This window comes from Variovorax sp. Varisp46 (genome assembly GCF_059491885.1).
The window spans coordinates 2,334,872-2,349,909 of the sequence record NZ_CP168515.1 but is presented as its reverse complement, the minus strand read 5'-3'; the positions used below and the strand labels follow the sequence as shown (position 1 = coordinate 2,349,909).

At 65.4% G+C, this 15,038-nt stretch carries 15 protein-coding genes and 1 pseudogene; 4 read left to right on the top strand and 12 right to left on the bottom strand.

Annotated elements, in window-relative coordinates; translation table 11 throughout:
- Window positions 1-79 precede the first annotated feature (79 nt).
- From gsiB to ACEN9N_RS11100, 4 genes are read right to left on the bottom strand one after another with little or no spacing between them, the layout of a single operon-like run.
- Window positions 80-1,633 carry a glutathione ABC transporter substrate-binding protein GsiB gene (gsiB, locus tag ACEN9N_RS11115; protein ID WP_495656076.1) on the bottom strand — a complete coding sequence of 518 codons (1,554 nt, stop codon included), beginning with the start codon at window positions 1,631-1,633 and terminating at the stop codon, window positions 80-82.
- Window positions 1,634-1,689: 56 nt separating this feature from the next.
- Window positions 1,690-3,567, bottom strand: coding sequence for a dipeptide ABC transporter ATP-binding protein (locus ACEN9N_RS11110; RefSeq protein ID WP_413331543.1), 1,878 nt, complete (start codon window positions 3,565-3,567; stop codon window positions 1,690-1,692).
- A 40-nt stretch (window positions 3,568-3,607) separates the two neighbouring features.
- Entirely contained in the window at window positions 3,608-4,567 is a 960-nt protein-coding gene (locus ACEN9N_RS11105) for an isoaspartyl peptidase/L-asparaginase family protein (protein WP_413311573.1), read from the bottom strand.
- Entirely contained in the window at window positions 4,564-5,535 is a 972-nt protein-coding gene (locus ACEN9N_RS11100; protein ID WP_495656075.1) for a MurR/RpiR family transcriptional regulator, read from the bottom strand. Before ACEN9N_RS11100 ends, ACEN9N_RS11105 begins: the two co-directional genes overlap by 4 nt.
- Window positions 5,536-5,870: 335 nt before the next feature.
- On the opposite strand from ACEN9N_RS11100, the gene ACEN9N_RS11095 reads away from it, so the two are divergent.
- Window positions 5,871-6,320 carry a MerR family DNA-binding protein gene (locus ACEN9N_RS11095; RefSeq protein WP_495656074.1) on the top strand — a complete coding sequence of 150 codons (450 nt, stop codon included), beginning with the start codon at window positions 5,871-5,873 and terminating at the stop codon, window positions 6,318-6,320.
- A 54-nt stretch (window positions 6,321-6,374) separates the two neighbouring features.
- Here ACEN9N_RS11095 and ACEN9N_RS11090 read toward each other — a convergent pair whose 3' ends face one another.
- The 4 genes from ACEN9N_RS11090 to ACEN9N_RS11075 form a co-directional block, all read right to left on the bottom strand.
- Complete coding sequence (locus tag ACEN9N_RS11090) at window positions 6,375-6,821, bottom strand: SRPBCC family protein (protein ID WP_413331548.1); 447 nt, start codon at window positions 6,819-6,821, stop codon at window positions 6,375-6,377.
- 113 nt (window positions 6,822-6,934) lie between these two features.
- Window positions 6,935-7,408 (bottom strand): GNAT family N-acetyltransferase, encoded by a 474-nt coding sequence (locus tag ACEN9N_RS11085; RefSeq protein ID WP_495656073.1) that lies wholly within the window; start codon window positions 7,406-7,408, stop codon window positions 6,935-6,937.
- A 110-nt stretch (window positions 7,409-7,518) separates the two neighbouring features.
- Window positions 7,519-8,073 carry a hypothetical protein gene (locus ACEN9N_RS11080; protein ID WP_495656072.1) on the bottom strand — a complete coding sequence of 185 codons (555 nt, stop codon included), beginning with the start codon at window positions 8,071-8,073 and terminating at the stop codon, window positions 7,519-7,521.
- Window positions 8,070-8,741 (bottom strand): peptidoglycan recognition protein family protein, encoded by a 672-nt coding sequence (locus ACEN9N_RS11075; protein ID WP_495656071.1) that lies wholly within the window; start codon window positions 8,739-8,741, stop codon window positions 8,070-8,072. The genes ACEN9N_RS11080 and ACEN9N_RS11075 overlap by 4 nt, the downstream gene beginning before the upstream one ends.
- Window positions 8,742-8,999: 258 nt before the next feature.
- Between ACEN9N_RS11075 and ACEN9N_RS11070 the strand changes: the two genes are divergently transcribed.
- The 3 genes from ACEN9N_RS11070 to ACEN9N_RS11060 are packed head-to-tail and all read left to right on the top strand — an operon-like array spanning window position 9,000 to window position 12,281.
- The gene (locus ACEN9N_RS11070) at window positions 9,000-10,028 is read left to right on the top strand and encodes an aldo/keto reductase (RefSeq protein WP_495656070.1); all 1,029 of its coding nucleotides are present in this window, start codon (window positions 9,000-9,002) and stop codon (window positions 10,026-10,028) included.
- 18 nt (window positions 10,029-10,046) lie between these two features.
- The gene (locus tag ACEN9N_RS11065) at window positions 10,047-11,219 is read left to right on the top strand and encodes an NAD(P)/FAD-dependent oxidoreductase (protein ID WP_495656069.1); all 1,173 of its coding nucleotides are present in this window, start codon (window positions 10,047-10,049) and stop codon (window positions 11,217-11,219) included.
- Window positions 11,220-11,267: 48 nt separating this feature from the next.
- Window positions 11,268-12,281 (top strand): class I fructose-bisphosphate aldolase, encoded by a 1,014-nt coding sequence (locus tag ACEN9N_RS11060; protein WP_495656068.1) that lies wholly within the window; start codon window positions 11,268-11,270, stop codon window positions 12,279-12,281.
- Between the two features lie 6 nt (window positions 12,282-12,287).
- Here the strand turns inward: ACEN9N_RS11060 and msrA are convergent, their stop codons facing one another.
- The 4 genes and pseudogenes from msrA to ACEN9N_RS11040 form a co-directional block, all read right to left on the bottom strand.
- Window positions 12,288-12,989 carry a peptide-methionine (S)-S-oxide reductase MsrA gene (gene msrA, locus ACEN9N_RS11055; RefSeq protein WP_495656067.1) on the bottom strand — a complete coding sequence of 234 codons (702 nt, stop codon included), beginning with the start codon at window positions 12,987-12,989 and terminating at the stop codon, window positions 12,288-12,290.
- A 95-nt stretch (window positions 12,990-13,084) separates the two neighbouring features.
- Window positions 13,085-13,321: a pentapeptide MXKDX repeat protein gene (locus ACEN9N_RS11050; RefSeq protein WP_007839323.1), complete on the bottom strand. Its 237-nt coding sequence runs from the start codon at window positions 13,319-13,321 to the stop codon at window positions 13,085-13,087.
- A gap of 105 nt (window positions 13,322-13,426) precedes the next feature.
- On the bottom strand, window positions 13,427-14,218 hold the full coding sequence (locus ACEN9N_RS11045) for a molybdopterin-dependent oxidoreductase (protein WP_495656066.1): 792 nt from the start codon (window positions 14,216-14,218) through the stop codon (window positions 13,427-13,429).
- Between the two features lie 145 nt (window positions 14,219-14,363).
- Window positions 14,364-15,005: pseudogene (locus ACEN9N_RS11040) on the bottom strand (cytochrome b/b6 domain-containing protein); the annotation flags it as partial.
- Window positions 15,006-15,038: the final 33 nt, after the last annotated feature.

Genomic DNA, 15,038 nt, shown 5'->3' with positions numbered 1-15,038 from the left:
GGGGTGCGGTTGCCGCGGGCGGGCGATGGCGGCATGCCACCGCCCGCCGGGCAGTCAGTCAGGAAACTAGAAGCCGGGATCAGTTCGATACAGCGATCGCGTCGATGTTGATGTTGCCGTCAGGCATCACGAACACGCCCGAGAGACGCTTGGCGTGCGCCGACAGGTTCTGCTCGGTGATCATCGGCACGCGCGGCAGGTCCTTGCGGATCTCTTCCTGCGCGGTCTTGTACAGCGCAGTGCGTTCCTTCTCGTCCGTGGTCACCAGCGCCTTGGCCAGCGCGTTGTCCACCACCTCGCTCTTGTAGAACGACATGTTGTTCAGCTTCGGAGCCCAGGCTTCCGAGGCGAACAGCGGGCGCAGGCCCCAGTCGGCTTCACCGGTCGACGACGACCAGCCGGTGTAGTACATGCGGACCTTGGCCGTCTTCGGATCGGGCCATGCATCCACCTGCTCGGTGCGCTGGCCCACTTCGAGCGCCTGCACCTGCAGCTTGATGCCGATCTGCGCGAGCTGCTGCTGCACGAACTGGATCGTCTTCTGGCTGGTCGTGTTGTTGTAGGCGCTCCACAGCACCGACTCGAAGCCGTCGGGGTAGCCGGCTTCCTTCATCAGCTCCTTGGCTTTCTTCAGATCGTAGGGAATGGGAGCCATCTTCTCAGCGTACTTCACGCCCTGGGGCAGCACGCCCTGAGCGGGGAAGGCATAGCCGCCGAACGCGACCTTGGCCAGCGCTTCCTTGTTGATGGCGTAGCCAATGGCTTCGCGCACCTTCGGGTTGTCGTAGGGCTTCTGCAGCATGTTGAATGCCAGGAAGCGCGTGATGATCGAGGGCGTTGCCACCACTTCGAGCTTCTCGCTCTTCTTCAGCAGGTCGGCTTGCTCATAGGGTATGGGGAATGCGAAGTCGGCCTCGCCGGTCTGCAGCATCGCGGCGCGCGTGTTGTTCTCGAGCACAGGTTTCCACGAGACGTTGTCGACCTTCGGGTAGCCCTTCTTCCAGTAGCCGTCGAACTTCTTGGCCTTGACGGCTTCGGTCTGCTTCCACTCGACGAATTCGAAGGGGCCGGTGCCCACGGGGTGGAAGGCGATGTCCTTGTTGCCCCACTTCTTCAGCGCGGTGGGCGAGATCATGGCGGCCGATGCGTGGGCCAGCGAGTTGATGAAGGGACCGAAGGGCTCCTTCAGCGTGATGCGCACGGTGCTGGGGTTCACCACCTCGACCTTGCTCACGCGGTTGAACTGGTTGTAGCGCAGCAGCTTGTTGTCCTGGTTCAGCACGCGGTCGAGCGTGAACTTCACCGCGTCGGCGTTGAAGTCGGTGCCGTCGTGGAACTTGACACCGGTGCGCAGCTTGATGGTGTAGACCAGGCCGTCTTTCGAGACGTCGTAGCTCTCGGCGAGCACGTTCTGCACCTTCAGGTCCTTGTCGAACTGGAACAGGCCTTCATAGAAGGTCTTGGTCACGGCCGTGGTGATGGTGGTGTTGGTGTTGTACGGGTCCAGCGTTTCCGGCTGGTAGCCGATCGACAGCACCACGTCTTTCGCGGCCAGTGCCGTGCCCGATGCGGCCAACGCGGCCAGGCCCAGCAATGCCGATGCCCATCGCAGAGAGGAAGAAGATTGCTTCATGGAAAGAACTCCAGTCGGTTCGAGGAAAAAAGCAGGAGGGCCTGCGGGTTGAAAAATCAGAAAGCGCCGCCGATGGCGTGCCGTGCGACGAAGTGGCCGGGCGCGACCTGCACCAGCGGCGGCACCTCGGGCTCGTCGCCCACCGCGCGGATCGGGCTGGGGATCTCGCCTTCGAGCAGGGCGCGCGGCTTGTGACGGCGCGACGGGTCGGCCACCGGTACCGCTGCCATCAGCTTGCGGGTGTAGGCGTGCTGCGGCGCCTCGAAGACGGCGCGGCGAGGGCCGATCTCGACGATCTGGCCCAGGTACATCACGGCCACGCGGTGGCTGATGCGCTCCACCACCGCCATGTCGTGCGAGATGAAAAGGAAGGCCACGCCCAACTCGCGCTGCAGGTCGAGCATCAGGTTGACGATCTGCGCCTGGATCGACACGTCCAGCGCCGACACCGATTCGTCGGCCACCACCACCTTGGGGTTGAGCGCGAGCGCGCGTGCAATCGCAATGCGCTGCCGCTGGCCGCCCGAGAACTCGTGCGGATAGCGCTGCGCCACCTCGGGCGGCAGGCCGACCTTCTGCAGCAGCCAGTCGACGCGCTGCTGCGCCTCGGCGCCCTTGGCAATGCCGTGGATGAGCAGCGGCTCCATGATCGAGAAGCCCACCGTCACGCGCGGATCGAGCGAGGCGAACGGGTCCTGGAAGATGAACTGGATATTGCGGCGCAGCGCCTGCAGCTCGCGCGTGGGCAGCTCGCGGATGTTCTTGCCGCCGAACTCGATCGCGCCGCTCTGGCTTTCGACCAGGCGCAGCAGCGAGCGGCCAGTGGTCGACTTGCCGCAGCCCGATTCGCCGACCAGCGCCAGCGTCTCGCCGGGGTACAGGTCGAAGCTGATCTTTTCCACCGCATGCACTCGGCGCTTCACGCGGCCGAAGATGCCGCTGCGCACGTCGAAGCGCGTGACGAGGTCGCGCACGCGGAGAATGGGGCCGGTGTCCTGGCGCACCGTGTCTTGCTGCGTGGGCGCTTCGGCGGGCACGGTGTCGGCGTTGGCCTCGGTGCGCAGCAGTTCGAACTTGGCCGGCAGGTCGGTGCCCTGCATTGCGCCGAGCTTGGGCACGGCCGACAGCAGCGCTTTGGTGTAGGGGTGCTGCGGTGCCGCGAACACGGTGTCGGAACTGCCGGCTTCCACCTTGTCGCCGCGGTACATCACGAGCACGCGGTCGGCGATTTCGGCGACCACGCCCATGTCGTGCGTGATGAAGAGCACGCCCATGCGCATCTCCTTCTGCAGCTCGCGGATGAGCTGGAGGATCTGCGCCTGGATCGTCACGTCGAGCGCGGTGGTGGGCTCGTCGGCAATCAGCAGCTGTGGCTTGCACGACAGCGCCATTGCGATCATCACGCGCTGGCGCATGCCGCCCGACAGCTGGTGCGGAAAGCGGTCGAGCACATTGCGCGCTTCAGGAATGCGCACCAGCTCCAGCATGCGCAAGGCTTCCGCGCGCGCGGCCGAGTCGCTCTTGCCCTGGTGGATGCGGATGGCCTCTGCAATCTGCTCGCCGGCCGTGAACACCGGGTTCAGCGATGTCATCGGCTCCTGGAAGATCATCGCGATGTCCGCGCCGCGGATGTTGCGCATCGTGGTGTCGCGTGCCTGCGCGAGGTCGAGCACTTCGCCGTTGCGGCGGCGGAAGGTCATGCGCCCATCGAGGATGCGCCCACCGCCATGCTCCACGAGCCGCATCAGCGCGAGCGAGGTGACCGACTTGCCCGAGCCCGATTCGCCCACTACCGCGAGCGTTTCGCCGTGGTCGACGTGGAAGGACAGCTTCTTGACGGCATCAACCGTGCGCTCGGAGGTCGAGAAGCGAACGGTGAGGTCGTCGACGGCGAGAACGCGGCCGTCCGGCAGGGCGAGGACAGGGGTGGACATGGGAGTGCGAAGAAAAATGGGGGCGTACGTTGGTGCGTCGTCAGGCGAAGATGGCCGTATGGGGCGCTTCGTCGCCGCGCGCGTGGCCTCGGTACATGCCTTCGGTGTTGAAGGCCAGGCTCAGGTTGCCGTGGCGGTCGACGGCGATCAGCCCGCCGGTGCCGCCGATGGCGGGCAGCGACTGGTGCACCACGGCGTGCGTGGCCGCTTCGAGCGTGGCGCCGCCGTAGGCCATGCGCGCGCAGATGTCGTACGCGGCTGCGACGCGGATGAACATTTCGCCGCTGCCGGTGCACGAAATAGCGGCCGTGCGGTCGTCAGCGTAGGTGCCGGAGCCGATGAGCGGCGTATCGCCGACGCGGCCCACGCGCTTGTTGGTCATGCCGCCGGTCGAGGTGGCGGCGGCCAGGTGGCCGTGGATGTCGAGCGCCACGGCGCCGACGGTGCCGAACTTCTTGTCTTCGTCCAGCGGCGGCTTGGTCATGGCGGCGCCTTCGTGGTCGGTGACCACGCGGCCCGTGTCGCGCACGCGGTACAGCTGCTGGCGGCGCGCGTCGGTCGAGAAGAAGAAGGGCTCGACCATCTCCAGGCCGCGGTCGCGCGCGAAGGCCTCGGCGCCCGCACCGGCCAGCAGCACGTGGGCGCCGTCCTCGAGCACGGCGCGCGCGGCGCGCACCGGGCGGCGCACGTGGCTCACGCCGGCGATGGCGCCGGCGGCGAGCGTGGCGCCGTCCATCACAGCCGCGTCGAGCTCGTGCGTTTCCTCGTGCGTGAACACCGCGCCGTAGCCGGCATTGAAGAGCGGGCAGTCTTCGAGCATCTCGACCGCCAGGCAGGTGGCGTCGAGCGCGGACATGCCCTTGAGCAGCGCGGCCTGCGCGGCGCGCACGATGGCCTGCAGCGCGTCGTGGTAGGCCTGCGCCTGCTCGGGGTTGGTCGTCGAGGCGCTGATGGTGCCGGCGCCGCCGTGGATGGCGATGACGGGCGTGATGTTCTTCATCGGGAAGCTTTCTTCTTTTTCCTGCCGGCGTCGGAAGCGACGGCGGCAGGCAGGGATGGCATGGAGACCTCGCCGCGCACATGGCCCTGGCCCAGTCCGCCGTGCAGCCACGGGCGCACTGCCTGCAGGATGCGGCCGGCCGATTGCGCCGCGCCCGGCGCGCGCAGGGCGACCGCGCTGGTCAGCGCTTCGATCAGCGCGAGCACGCTGGTTTCGCAGTTGGGGCGGTAGCTGGTTTCGGTCTGGCAATACAGCACCACGTCGGCCAGCGGCGCGAGCGGTGAGCTGGGGCGGTCGGTCAGCGCGAGCACCGCGCAGCCCTGGCCGCGCGCGATCTGCGCCAGCGCCACCGTGTCGGTGAGGTAGCGCGGAAAGGTCAGGCCGATGAACAGGTCTTGCGGCCCCGCGTGCATCAGCGTGCGCGCCGCATGGGTGATGCCGCTCACGCTGGAGAGCATGCGCACGTCGCTGCACGAGCCATCGAGGCCGTGTTGCAGCAGCCCCGCGAGCCAGGCGCTGGCGCCGAAGCCGCCGATGTAGATCGAGCGTGCCTTCAGGATGCGCTGCACCGCGGCCTCGCAAGCCGCGTAGTCCAGCGACTGGCGCGTGGCCTCGATGTTGCGGCGGCTCTCGTCGAGCGCCGTGGCGAACACCTCGGCGACCGTGGTCGGGCGCTCCAGGTTGCCGCGCAGCCGTTCGACCGGCGCCACCAGCGACTCGAAGCCGCGCACGAGTTCGGCGCGGAAGGTGGCGTAGCCGTCGAAATCCAACGCCCGCGCGAAGCGGTTGGCCGTGGCGACCGATACGCCCGCCGCGGTTGCCAGCTCGTCGATGGGCAGCGTCGCAACCTGCAGCGGGTGCTCGAGCACGAAGTCGGCCACCTGCCGGTGCGAACGCGTCAGCCGCGGCAGCGCCTGCGCGATGCGCTGGGCCACTGTGGTGCCTGGGATGTCGACGTTGGTGCTCATGGGGCAGGCGATGCACCTCGAAGGGTGCAGACGATGAAAATGAATTTACAAATATATGACAGATAAGAAAATTTTCTGTCATTTCCGATCGTAGACGCAAATACCGGGCCAGAAGAGAGGGGGCATTCGGGGGTTTACCCGGGATGGACAAACCAGGCGGGCGGGTCTCGAAAAACTCATCGTGCCGCTTGAAGCAAGCGAAACGGAGCAATTCAACCCGACTCGCAGTGAACTCAGCGAGCCTGACCCCCTTGCGCGCCAAGGTCATGCGGCGGCTTGACTCTGCCATGGTGTGAAGGCTGAGACTTTTGCGTTTTGGTTCGAAGGAGAACTCCATGGGACACCCCACGGCGCCGACTGCTGCGGCGCACCTATCCCTTGTCGACGTGGTTGCCCGCTCCGGTGCGTCCGCGCAACTGCTGCACGACTGCGAATCGCTCGGGCTGCTCGACGGCACCGACGCGGACGGCCGTCTCTACGACGAGCACACCGTGTCGACACTGCGCTTCGTACGACGGGCGCACACGCTGGGCTTCGACACAGCGGAAGTCGTCGAGCTGCATGCGCTGTGGCAAGACGGGCGCCGCGCGAGTTTCGATGTGAAGCGCGTCGCGCTCGAACGAGCCGAGGAGCTGGCCCAGCGGATCGAAGAACTCGCACACATGAAGCGCCTGCTGGAGCGCCTGGCCCACTGCTGCGAAGGTGACGAGCGTCCCGAGTGCCCCATCCTGGAAGAACTGGCCGGGCTCGAGGGGTTTGCCGGCTGTGAGGCGCGGCATGGGTGACGCCGGCGCGGGCACGCCGCGCCGCCCTTCAAACGTTTTCGAAGCGCAAGTGCCTCAACCCGGAATGTTCGGCTCGACCAGTTGGGCCAGCGCAATCAGCGATTCCTGCCAGCCCAGGTAGCACATCTCGGCGGGAATCACGTCGGGGATGCCTTCCTGCACGACGGACATGTCCGTGCCGCAGGACACCGCGGTCAGGGTCACGGTGGTCTTCATCGTGCCTGGAAGATGGGGATCGTCGAAGCTGGCGTCGTAGGCAATGCGCTGGCCGGGAACGAGTTCCAGATACTTGCCGCCGAACGAGTGGCTGTGGCCGGTGCCGAAGTTGGTGAAGGACATGCGCCAGGCGCCGCCCACCACGGGCTCCATGGTGTGGACCTTGCCGGTGAAGCCGAAGGGCGGCAGCCAGCGCTCGAACGCGCCGGCCTCCACGAAGGCACGATAGAGCCGGTCGGGGGAGGTGCGCAGGACGCGGTGCAGACGAACAATGTTGGTAGCCATGGTTGCTTACTCCTGAAGAACAGAGGACGACCCTCTGTGGTTACGTCGGATGAGCCCGTTGCGATTCGACATGCCCCAAAACTAGGAAGAACCCTGGGTCAACGCCTCACGCCTCAATCGATGAACCGTGCGCCACGATTCGTCGTCTTTTGCATGAACACGCTCAACGGATCGTCGGGATAGTCACCGAAGCGCTCGCGCCGCGCATACCCCGCGCGCGCATAGAACGCGAGCGCCTCTGGCTGGCTCACGCCCGTCTCCAGCCGGAACAGGGTGCAACCGCGCGCCGCGGCTTCGCCTTCGAGAAAGCTCAGCATCTTCGCCGCAACGCCTTGCCCGCGGTTTTGCGGGCGCACATACATGCGCTTGAGTTCGCCGTAGCCGGGGTTCATGACGAGGGCGCCGCAGCTGATGGCCGTGCCCGCTTCGTCGCGCGCCACCGCGAACAGCACGTGCATCGCCGACAGTGCCGCAATGTCGATGCCATGGTGGCTCTCGGGCGAATACAGCGGCTTCTGGTACGCATCGAGGTCGTCGATGAGCTGGATGACGTCGGGCTGGTCGGGGCGCTCGAGGGCAATGTTCATGCGGAGGATTTCGTTGGGTCGCCGGATCTTATGGTGTCCCTGAGGCCAAAAGGAGAACCCCGCCGCAGCGGGGTGGGAGAGTCGTTGCCCTGGCGGGCGCGTCAGGGCCGTTAGCGGCTGTCCCGGAACCACTTCAGCCGGCGCTCCACCTCGTCAGGCGGAAACTTCCCTTCAGCCGCCAGTTTCCTCAGCGCTCGCTCGTGCGCTCGATACAGCGCGTCCTTCAGGAGTGCCATCTTGCGTTTGCCGCAAGGAGCGCAATCGTAGAAGCCCGGTGGACTCGCCGTGAGCTTCATCTTGGCGTCATACTCTTGGGTGCTGATCCGCCCCGTAGGCTCAATGCCCATGGCGAGGATTTTCCCGTTCTGGAAGGTAACGAGTGCGCTCCCTTTACACCCCGTGGTGTCGGTGTTTTCGGGGTCGTAGGCCTTCCATGAAACCCTGCGCATGTGCTGCAAGGCATAGCGGACATCCTCTTCTGTCAACACGACGTCGTCGCAGTCCAGGATATCCTTGTTTTCCCAGGCAGTTCGGCCTGAAGGTTCTATGACCTTCACTTTCTGCACATATGCGAGGCGATAGCGCCTGTCGGCTGCCTGCGCCGGACATGCGACCGCGGCCAAGATCAGCGCCGCCACGGTCACAAAAATGTGGGTCTTGTTCATGGCGTTGGTATGGGCAGATTCCAGTTCGCGCCCCGGGCTTCCGTTGGATTCTTTCTGCTGACTGCGGGATGAGGAAAGACTTCACTCGAAGAAATCTGCATGGAATCTTCAAGCGCCTTGACAAGCCACGAGAGAGATAGATTTTGAGCCGCAGTCGGGGTATCGAATATGCCGTACTCACCTCGTTGTTTTTCGAGCGGCCACTTTGCTGCTTCACCGATTGGCTTGAACCCTACCGGCAGCCTTGCCCTGCCGACCAATTCAATTCCGACGGCCTCCATGTTGCTCGGATAACGATCGCTGGGCGGCTTGCGCATTTCAATGCGATGCATTCCTTCCATTCCCGCCTTCGCATAGTCGCGCAGGGCGCACGGCATTGCGGCCCCTACGGCCAAGCATCTCGCCTTCAGCGGCCCCACATGATTCGTACGCTGATAAATCGCCGCCGTCTGATAGATGGTCCCATCCGTATCGATGAGAAAGTGCGCGCCATTCGCCTTCGGCCGCTTGTAGCTGTTCAGTGAAGATGCCGATGTGTCGGCATCGGTTTGATGAACGACGATGCCGGTGATCGCACCGGTCCGCCTGCCTCTTTCGATTTCGGGGCTGCGAGCACTTCTGACTCGCGCGTGATTGATCATTCCGTTCGCGTCAATTTCGACAAGCATGCGGCTCCTCCTGAAAATAATTATTTAGTTATCGATTTCCACCAGGGCGTGTCTTTCCATCAATTCACGGCCCAGATCACGGCTTCGCGGCGCATGCTACAGCAGGGAATTCAGTGACGGTTGTCAACTTATTCCGATCGATTTCCACAAAGTCCGCCGGCCTGCAGGGTTCACTGCTTCGTCCAAGAATGGCGTGACGACAAGCCGGTCGGCTTGTCGGTTTTCTCCCCGAATCCGCAAACACGAAGGAGCAGTACTTTGGAATACCGTCATCTGGGTAAATCGGGCCTCAAGGTCCCCGTGTTGAGCTTTGGCACCGGCACCTTCGGAGGCAAGGGCGAGCTATTCAGCGCCTGGGGAAGCACCGACGTGGCCGAGGCGCGCAAGTTGATCGACATCTGCATCGACGCCGGCGTCAACATGTTCGACAGCGCCGACGTCTACTCGGGCGGCGCCGCCGAATCGGTGCTCGGCGAGGCGATCAAGGGCCGGCCGCGCGACCGGCTGCTGATCTCTACCAAGGCCACCTTCCGCAGCGGCGAAGGGCCGAACGACGTGGGCTCGTCGCGCCACCATCTCGTGCAGGCCGTCGATGGCGCGCTCAAGCGCTTGGGCACGGACTACATCGACCTCTACCAGCTGCACGGCTTCGACGCGAGCACACCGGTGGAAGAAACGCTTTCGACGCTCGACGACCTCGTGCGCGCGGGCAAGCTGCGCTACATCGGCGTGTCGAACTTCTCGGGCTGGCACCTGATGAAATCGCTGGCCACTTCAGAGCGCTACGGCCTCGCGCGCTATGTCGCGAACCAGGCTTACTACTCGCTGGTCGGCCGCGACTACGAATGGGAGCTGATGCCTCTCGCGCAAGACCAGGGCGTTGGTGCCGTGGTGTGGAGCCCGCTCGGATGGGGCCGGCTCACGGGCAAGATCCGCCGCGGCCAGCCGCTGCCCGCCAAAAGCCGCCTGCATGTCACTGCGGACATGGGCCCGCCGGTGCCGGACGAACTGCTTTACCGCGTGGTCGAGGCGTTGGAAAAGGTTGGCGCCGAAGTGGGCAAGACCGTGCCGCAGGTCGCGCTGAACTGGCTGCTGCAGCGACCGACGGTGTCGAGCGTGGTGGTGGGCGCGCGCGACGGGGCGCAGTTGCGCCAGAACCTCGGCGCCGTGGGCTGGAACCTCACACCCGCGCAGGTTGCGGAACTCGACGCGGCCAGCGCGACGACGCGGGCTTATCCGTACTGGCATCAGCAGGGCTTTCTTGAGCGCAATCCGAATCCGGTCTAGGCCGGCATGAGGCCCCGTATGCGTCGTGTGGTGATCATCGGAGGCGGGGCGATCGGCTCCGCCATCGCCTATTTCCTGACCCGGGACCCGAAGGAGGAGCCCTTCGAGGTCACGGTGGTCGAGCGCGACTTCTCTTACAAGCAGGCGTCCTCGGCCTTGTCCGCGAGCTCGATACGGCAGCAGTTCTCGACCGCCATCAACATCGAGATGTCGCTCTTCGGCATCGACTTTTTCCGCGCGCTCGGCGAGACCCTGCGCGTGGGCGACGACGTGCCCGACATCGGCCTGGTCGAGCCCGGCTACCTGTACCTGGCCTCGCCGGCTGGCGTCGACGTGCTGCGCGAGAACCATGCGATGCAGAAGGCGCACGCGGTGGACGTGGCGCTGATGACGCCCGGCGAACTGAAGGCGCGTTTTCCATGGATTTCGACCGAGGGCATTGCGCTCGCGTCGCTGGGCCTCTCGGGCGAGGGCTGGTACGACGGCTACAGCCTGCTGCAGGCCTTTCGCAAGAAGGCCGCCTCTCAAGGCACGCGTTATGTGCAGGCCCATGCAACGGGCTTGCGCCGCAACGGCCGCGCCGTGACGGGTGTGCAGCTGGACCGTGGCGAGACCCTGGAATCCGAGGTTGTCGTCAACGCCGCGGGCGCATGGGCCGCCCAGGTTGCCGGGTGGGCCGGCATCGATCTTCCGGTGCGCGGCCGCCGCCGCAGCGTGTTCAGCTTCTCGTGCCCCGAGACATTGCCGGGCTGCCCGCTGGTGATCGACACCTCCGGCATCTGGCTGCGCCCCGAAGGCCGCCAGTTCATCTGCGGCTTCGCGCCGCCCGAAGACCAGGACCACGACGGCGTTCCGCTCGACGTCGAGTACGAAGCCTTCGACAGCTTCATCTGGCCGTCATTGGCCGAGCGCGTGCCGGCCTTCGAGGCCATTCGCATGACCGGTGCGTGGGCCGGCTACTACGAGATGAACGTGTTCGACCACAACGCCATCCTCGGCCTGCACCCGGAGTGCGACAACCTGTACTTCGCCAATGGCTTCTCGGGCCATGGGCTGCAGCAGTGCCCGGCCGCGGGGCGCGGCATTGCGGAACTGATCCGCTTCGGCGAGTACCGCAGCCTCGATCTATCGCCGGTGTCTTTCGCGCGCATCCTGGAGAACCGGCCGCTGCTGGAGAAGAACGTGATCTAGGCGGAGCCCGGGGGAGGGGCGTACGATCTTCCGCAAAAGAGGTGCCCCATGACCGCACAGACGCTGATCGATACCGCCCGCGCGCTCGTCGCCAGCGACAAGGGCCTGCTCGCGATGGACGAGAGCAACGCCACCTGCAACAAGCGCTTTGCCACGCTCGGCATCCCGCAAACCGAGGCGGCGCGGCGCGAATGGCGCGAACTGATCGTCACCGCGCCGGGCCTGGCCGACAGCATCAGCGGCGCGATCCTGTTCGACGAGACGATCCGTCAGCAGACCCATGCGGGTGTGCCCTTCGCGAAGGCGCTGTCCGACGCTGGCATCGTCCCCGGCATCAAGGTCGACACCGGAGCGAAGCCGCTGGCCGGACATCCCGGCGAAACGGTTACGGAAGGGCTCGACGGCCTGCGCGAGCGCCTCGCCGAATACGCTGGCATGGGTGCGCGCTTTGCCAAGTGGCGCGGCGTGATCGCCATCGGCGACGGCTTGCCGACGCGCGCATGCATCGACGTCAACGCGCATGCCCTTGCACGCTATGCGGCGCTGTGCCAGGAGGCCGGGCTGGTGCCCATCGTCGAGCCGGAGGTGCTGATGGACGGTGGCCATGCCTTGGCGCAATGTGCCGAGGTGACCGAAGAGGTGCTGCACCGGACCTTCGCCGAGTTGCGCGCGCAGGGCGTGCTGCTCGAAGGCATGCTGCTGAAGCCGAACATGGTGCTGCCTGGACTGAAGGCGCCCACGCAGGATTCGGTCGAAGCGGTGGCCGAGGCCACGGTCGCCTGCCTGCTGCGCACCGTGCCCGCCGCTGTGCCCGGCGTGGCGTTTCTCTCGGGTGGCCAGCCGGCGCAGCTGGCTTCCGCCCGCCTCAATGAAATGAACGCCCGGTTCAGGCCGCGCGTGCCGTGGGCGCTGGCCTTCTCTTTCTCCCGTGCGGTGCAGCAGCCCGCGCTCGACGCATGGAAGGGCGATGCCGCCAACGCGTCCGCTGCGCAGCAGGCGCTGGTGCTTCGCACTCGATCCAACCAGGCCGCGCGCCGCGGGGCACTGGCCACAACGCCTTAATCGGCCTTAGCTGGCCTTGGCCGCCTTCACCAGTGCAGGCGTAGCTTTGTAGCTCTCGGGGAACAGCTTCTTCAGCTCGTCGATCTTCGGCATGTCGTTGATCGCGATGTAGGGCTGGCTCGGATGCAGCGTCAGGTAGTCCTGGTGATAGTCCTCGGCCGCGTAGAAGGGCTTGGCCATCTCGACGGTGGTGGCCAGCGGCTTGCCGAAGGTCTTGGCCTGGTTCAGCTGCGCGATGTAGGCGCTGGCAATGCGGGCCTGCTCGGCGTTCTCGGCGAACACGGTGGAGCGGTATTGCGTGCCGGTGTCGGGCCCCTGCCGGTTGAGCTCGGTCGGGTCGTGCGCCACCGAGAAGTAGATCTGCAGCAGCTTGCCGTAGCTGATCTGCTGCGGGTCGTAGGTGATGCGCACCGATTCGGCATGGCCGGTGCGCCCGGAGCCGACCTCGTCGTAGCGCGCCGTCTTCGCATCGCCGCCGGCATAGCCCGACACCGCATTGCTCACGCCCTTGACGCGCTGGAACACGCCCTGCACGCCCCAGAAGCAGCCACCGGCGAACACGGCGGTTTCGGTCTTGGCGGCCGGCGGCGCCACGAGGTCGGCCGTGGGCGCGGGCACGCGGCGGGCGGTTTCGGCGAACGAGGGCACCGCGTACCAGACCAGGGCGGCAGCCGCCAGCGTGCCGGCAGTGAGTGCAAGGGATTTCATGAGGGTTCCTTGAGAGAGCTTTCAGTGGCTGGGAAACCGGCCGACGCGACATTGACGCCGAATCTGCCGGGCGTCAATGGCGGTTGCGAAGGCGCTTACTTCTTCATCTCGTCCTTGTCCATGCTGTCCTTTTTCATGGCGTCCTTCTTCATGCCGTCCTTCGACATCGAATCCTTGGCCATCGAGTCCTTCTTCATGCCGTCCTTCGACATGGCGTCTTTCTTCATGCCGTCCTTGGCCATGCCGTCTTTCACCATTTCGTCCGCGGCGAATGCCGAGGCGCCGGCGAAGGCCATGCAGGTTGCGAGCAGGGTTGCGGTGAGCTTGTTCATTTGGAATTTTCCTAGTGGTTGATGAAGTTTCGTTTTCAGGATCGGCTCGGTTCAATGAACACGGCCTCGCGCTTTCTTCGGCAGTCGAGCGGCTTCAGCAGCCCCTCAGCTCCCTCCGAACCAGTTGTAGCCCTGGTCTTCCCAGTAGCCGCCGGAATAGGTGTTGGTGACGAACATCGCCTTGATGTGCTTCGGGTTCTTGTAGCCAAGCTTCGTCGGCATGCGCAGTTTCATCGGAAAGCCGTACTTGGGCGGCAGGGGCTGTCCGTCGTAGGTCAGGGTCAGCAAGGTCTGCGGATGCAGCGCGGTGGGCATGTCGATGCTGGTGTAGTAGTCGTCGGCGCACTTGAAGCCGACGTACTTGGCAGTGGTGTCGGCGCCGATGTGGCGCAGGAAGTCGGCAAAGCGCACGCCGCCCCATTTGCCGATGGCGCTCCAGCCTTCCACGCAGATGTGGCGGGTGATCTGGTCTTGCTGCGGCATGGCGCGCAGTTCGGCGAGCGTCCAGGCGTGCTTGTCGGCAACCATGCCGGTCACTTCGAGCTTGTAGCTGGCCTCGTCCACTTCGCGCACCTCGTCCTCGCCGTAGTAGGCGTTGAAGGGGAAGGGGCGCGTGATCTCTGCTTCCGAGTAGGTCAGCGCAAGCTGCGTCGGGCTGAAGATCAGGCCCTGCACCTTGTCGTTGAAGCGCGAGATCTTCGTGAGCGCGGCTTCCACCTGCGCGTTGTCGCTGAGGCTGCAACCCGTGAGCAGCGAGAGGCCGCCGAGCGTCAGCGAGCGCTGCAGGAAGGCGCGGCGCGAGGGCTGGTCGAGCTGCTTCGCGATCAGTGTGCGGGCTTCGCGCAGCACGGCGTCACCGTCGATGCCGCTCAGGGTGGGGGCTTTGAAGATCTTCACGTCACTTTCCTGCGCTGTGTTGCGTAAGTTGCGCGGTCTCTTCGTGGGACACCGCGGAACCGGCTTTGCCGGGCCGCTGGTGTTGCCCCCGGAAGGGGGTTGACGGATCGACACGAAGTGCGCGAAGGCTGGGGGAGAGCTCCGTTTTCGGCGCGCGGCCGCGGATCATGGTGAGCAGGGTTCGGGGCACCAGGGCGACCATCACGAGGTGCACGGCGACGAAGGCGACGATGGCCGCCATCGCGAAGAAATGGATGCGGCGCGCGAACTCGTAGCCGCCCATCAGTTCGCGCAGCACGGGGAACTGCACCGACTTCCACAGCACCAAGCCCGACAGCACGATGACGATCAGGTCGAGCATCACGAACAGGTAGGCCAGCTTCTGCACGCTGTTGTAGTGGCGCGGGTCGGCATGCGAGAGCTGGCCTTTCAGTGCGGCCAGCGCGTCGTGCCAGACGCCGCGGGGCGTCACGGGAAAGAACTTGCGCGCCAGCCGTCCGCTGGCGATATTGATGGCGAGGTACACGAAGCCGTTGAACACCAGCAGCCACATCGCCGCGAAGTGCCACTGCAGCGCACCGCCGAGCCAGCCGCCGAGCGTGATGGCGGCCGGAATGGTGAACGGGAAGAACGGAGACGCGTCGTAGATGCGCCAGCCGCTCGTCGCCAGGATCATCACGGCCAGCGCGTTGAGCCAGTGCGTGATGCGCATCCACAGCGGATGGATCGGGCGGCGATCGGACGCCGCGGCCGGGTCGGCAGGAGGGGCGATGGCTGAGCTGTTCATGGGGTGGATTGTTGGGCGCACCCCATGGCCGAT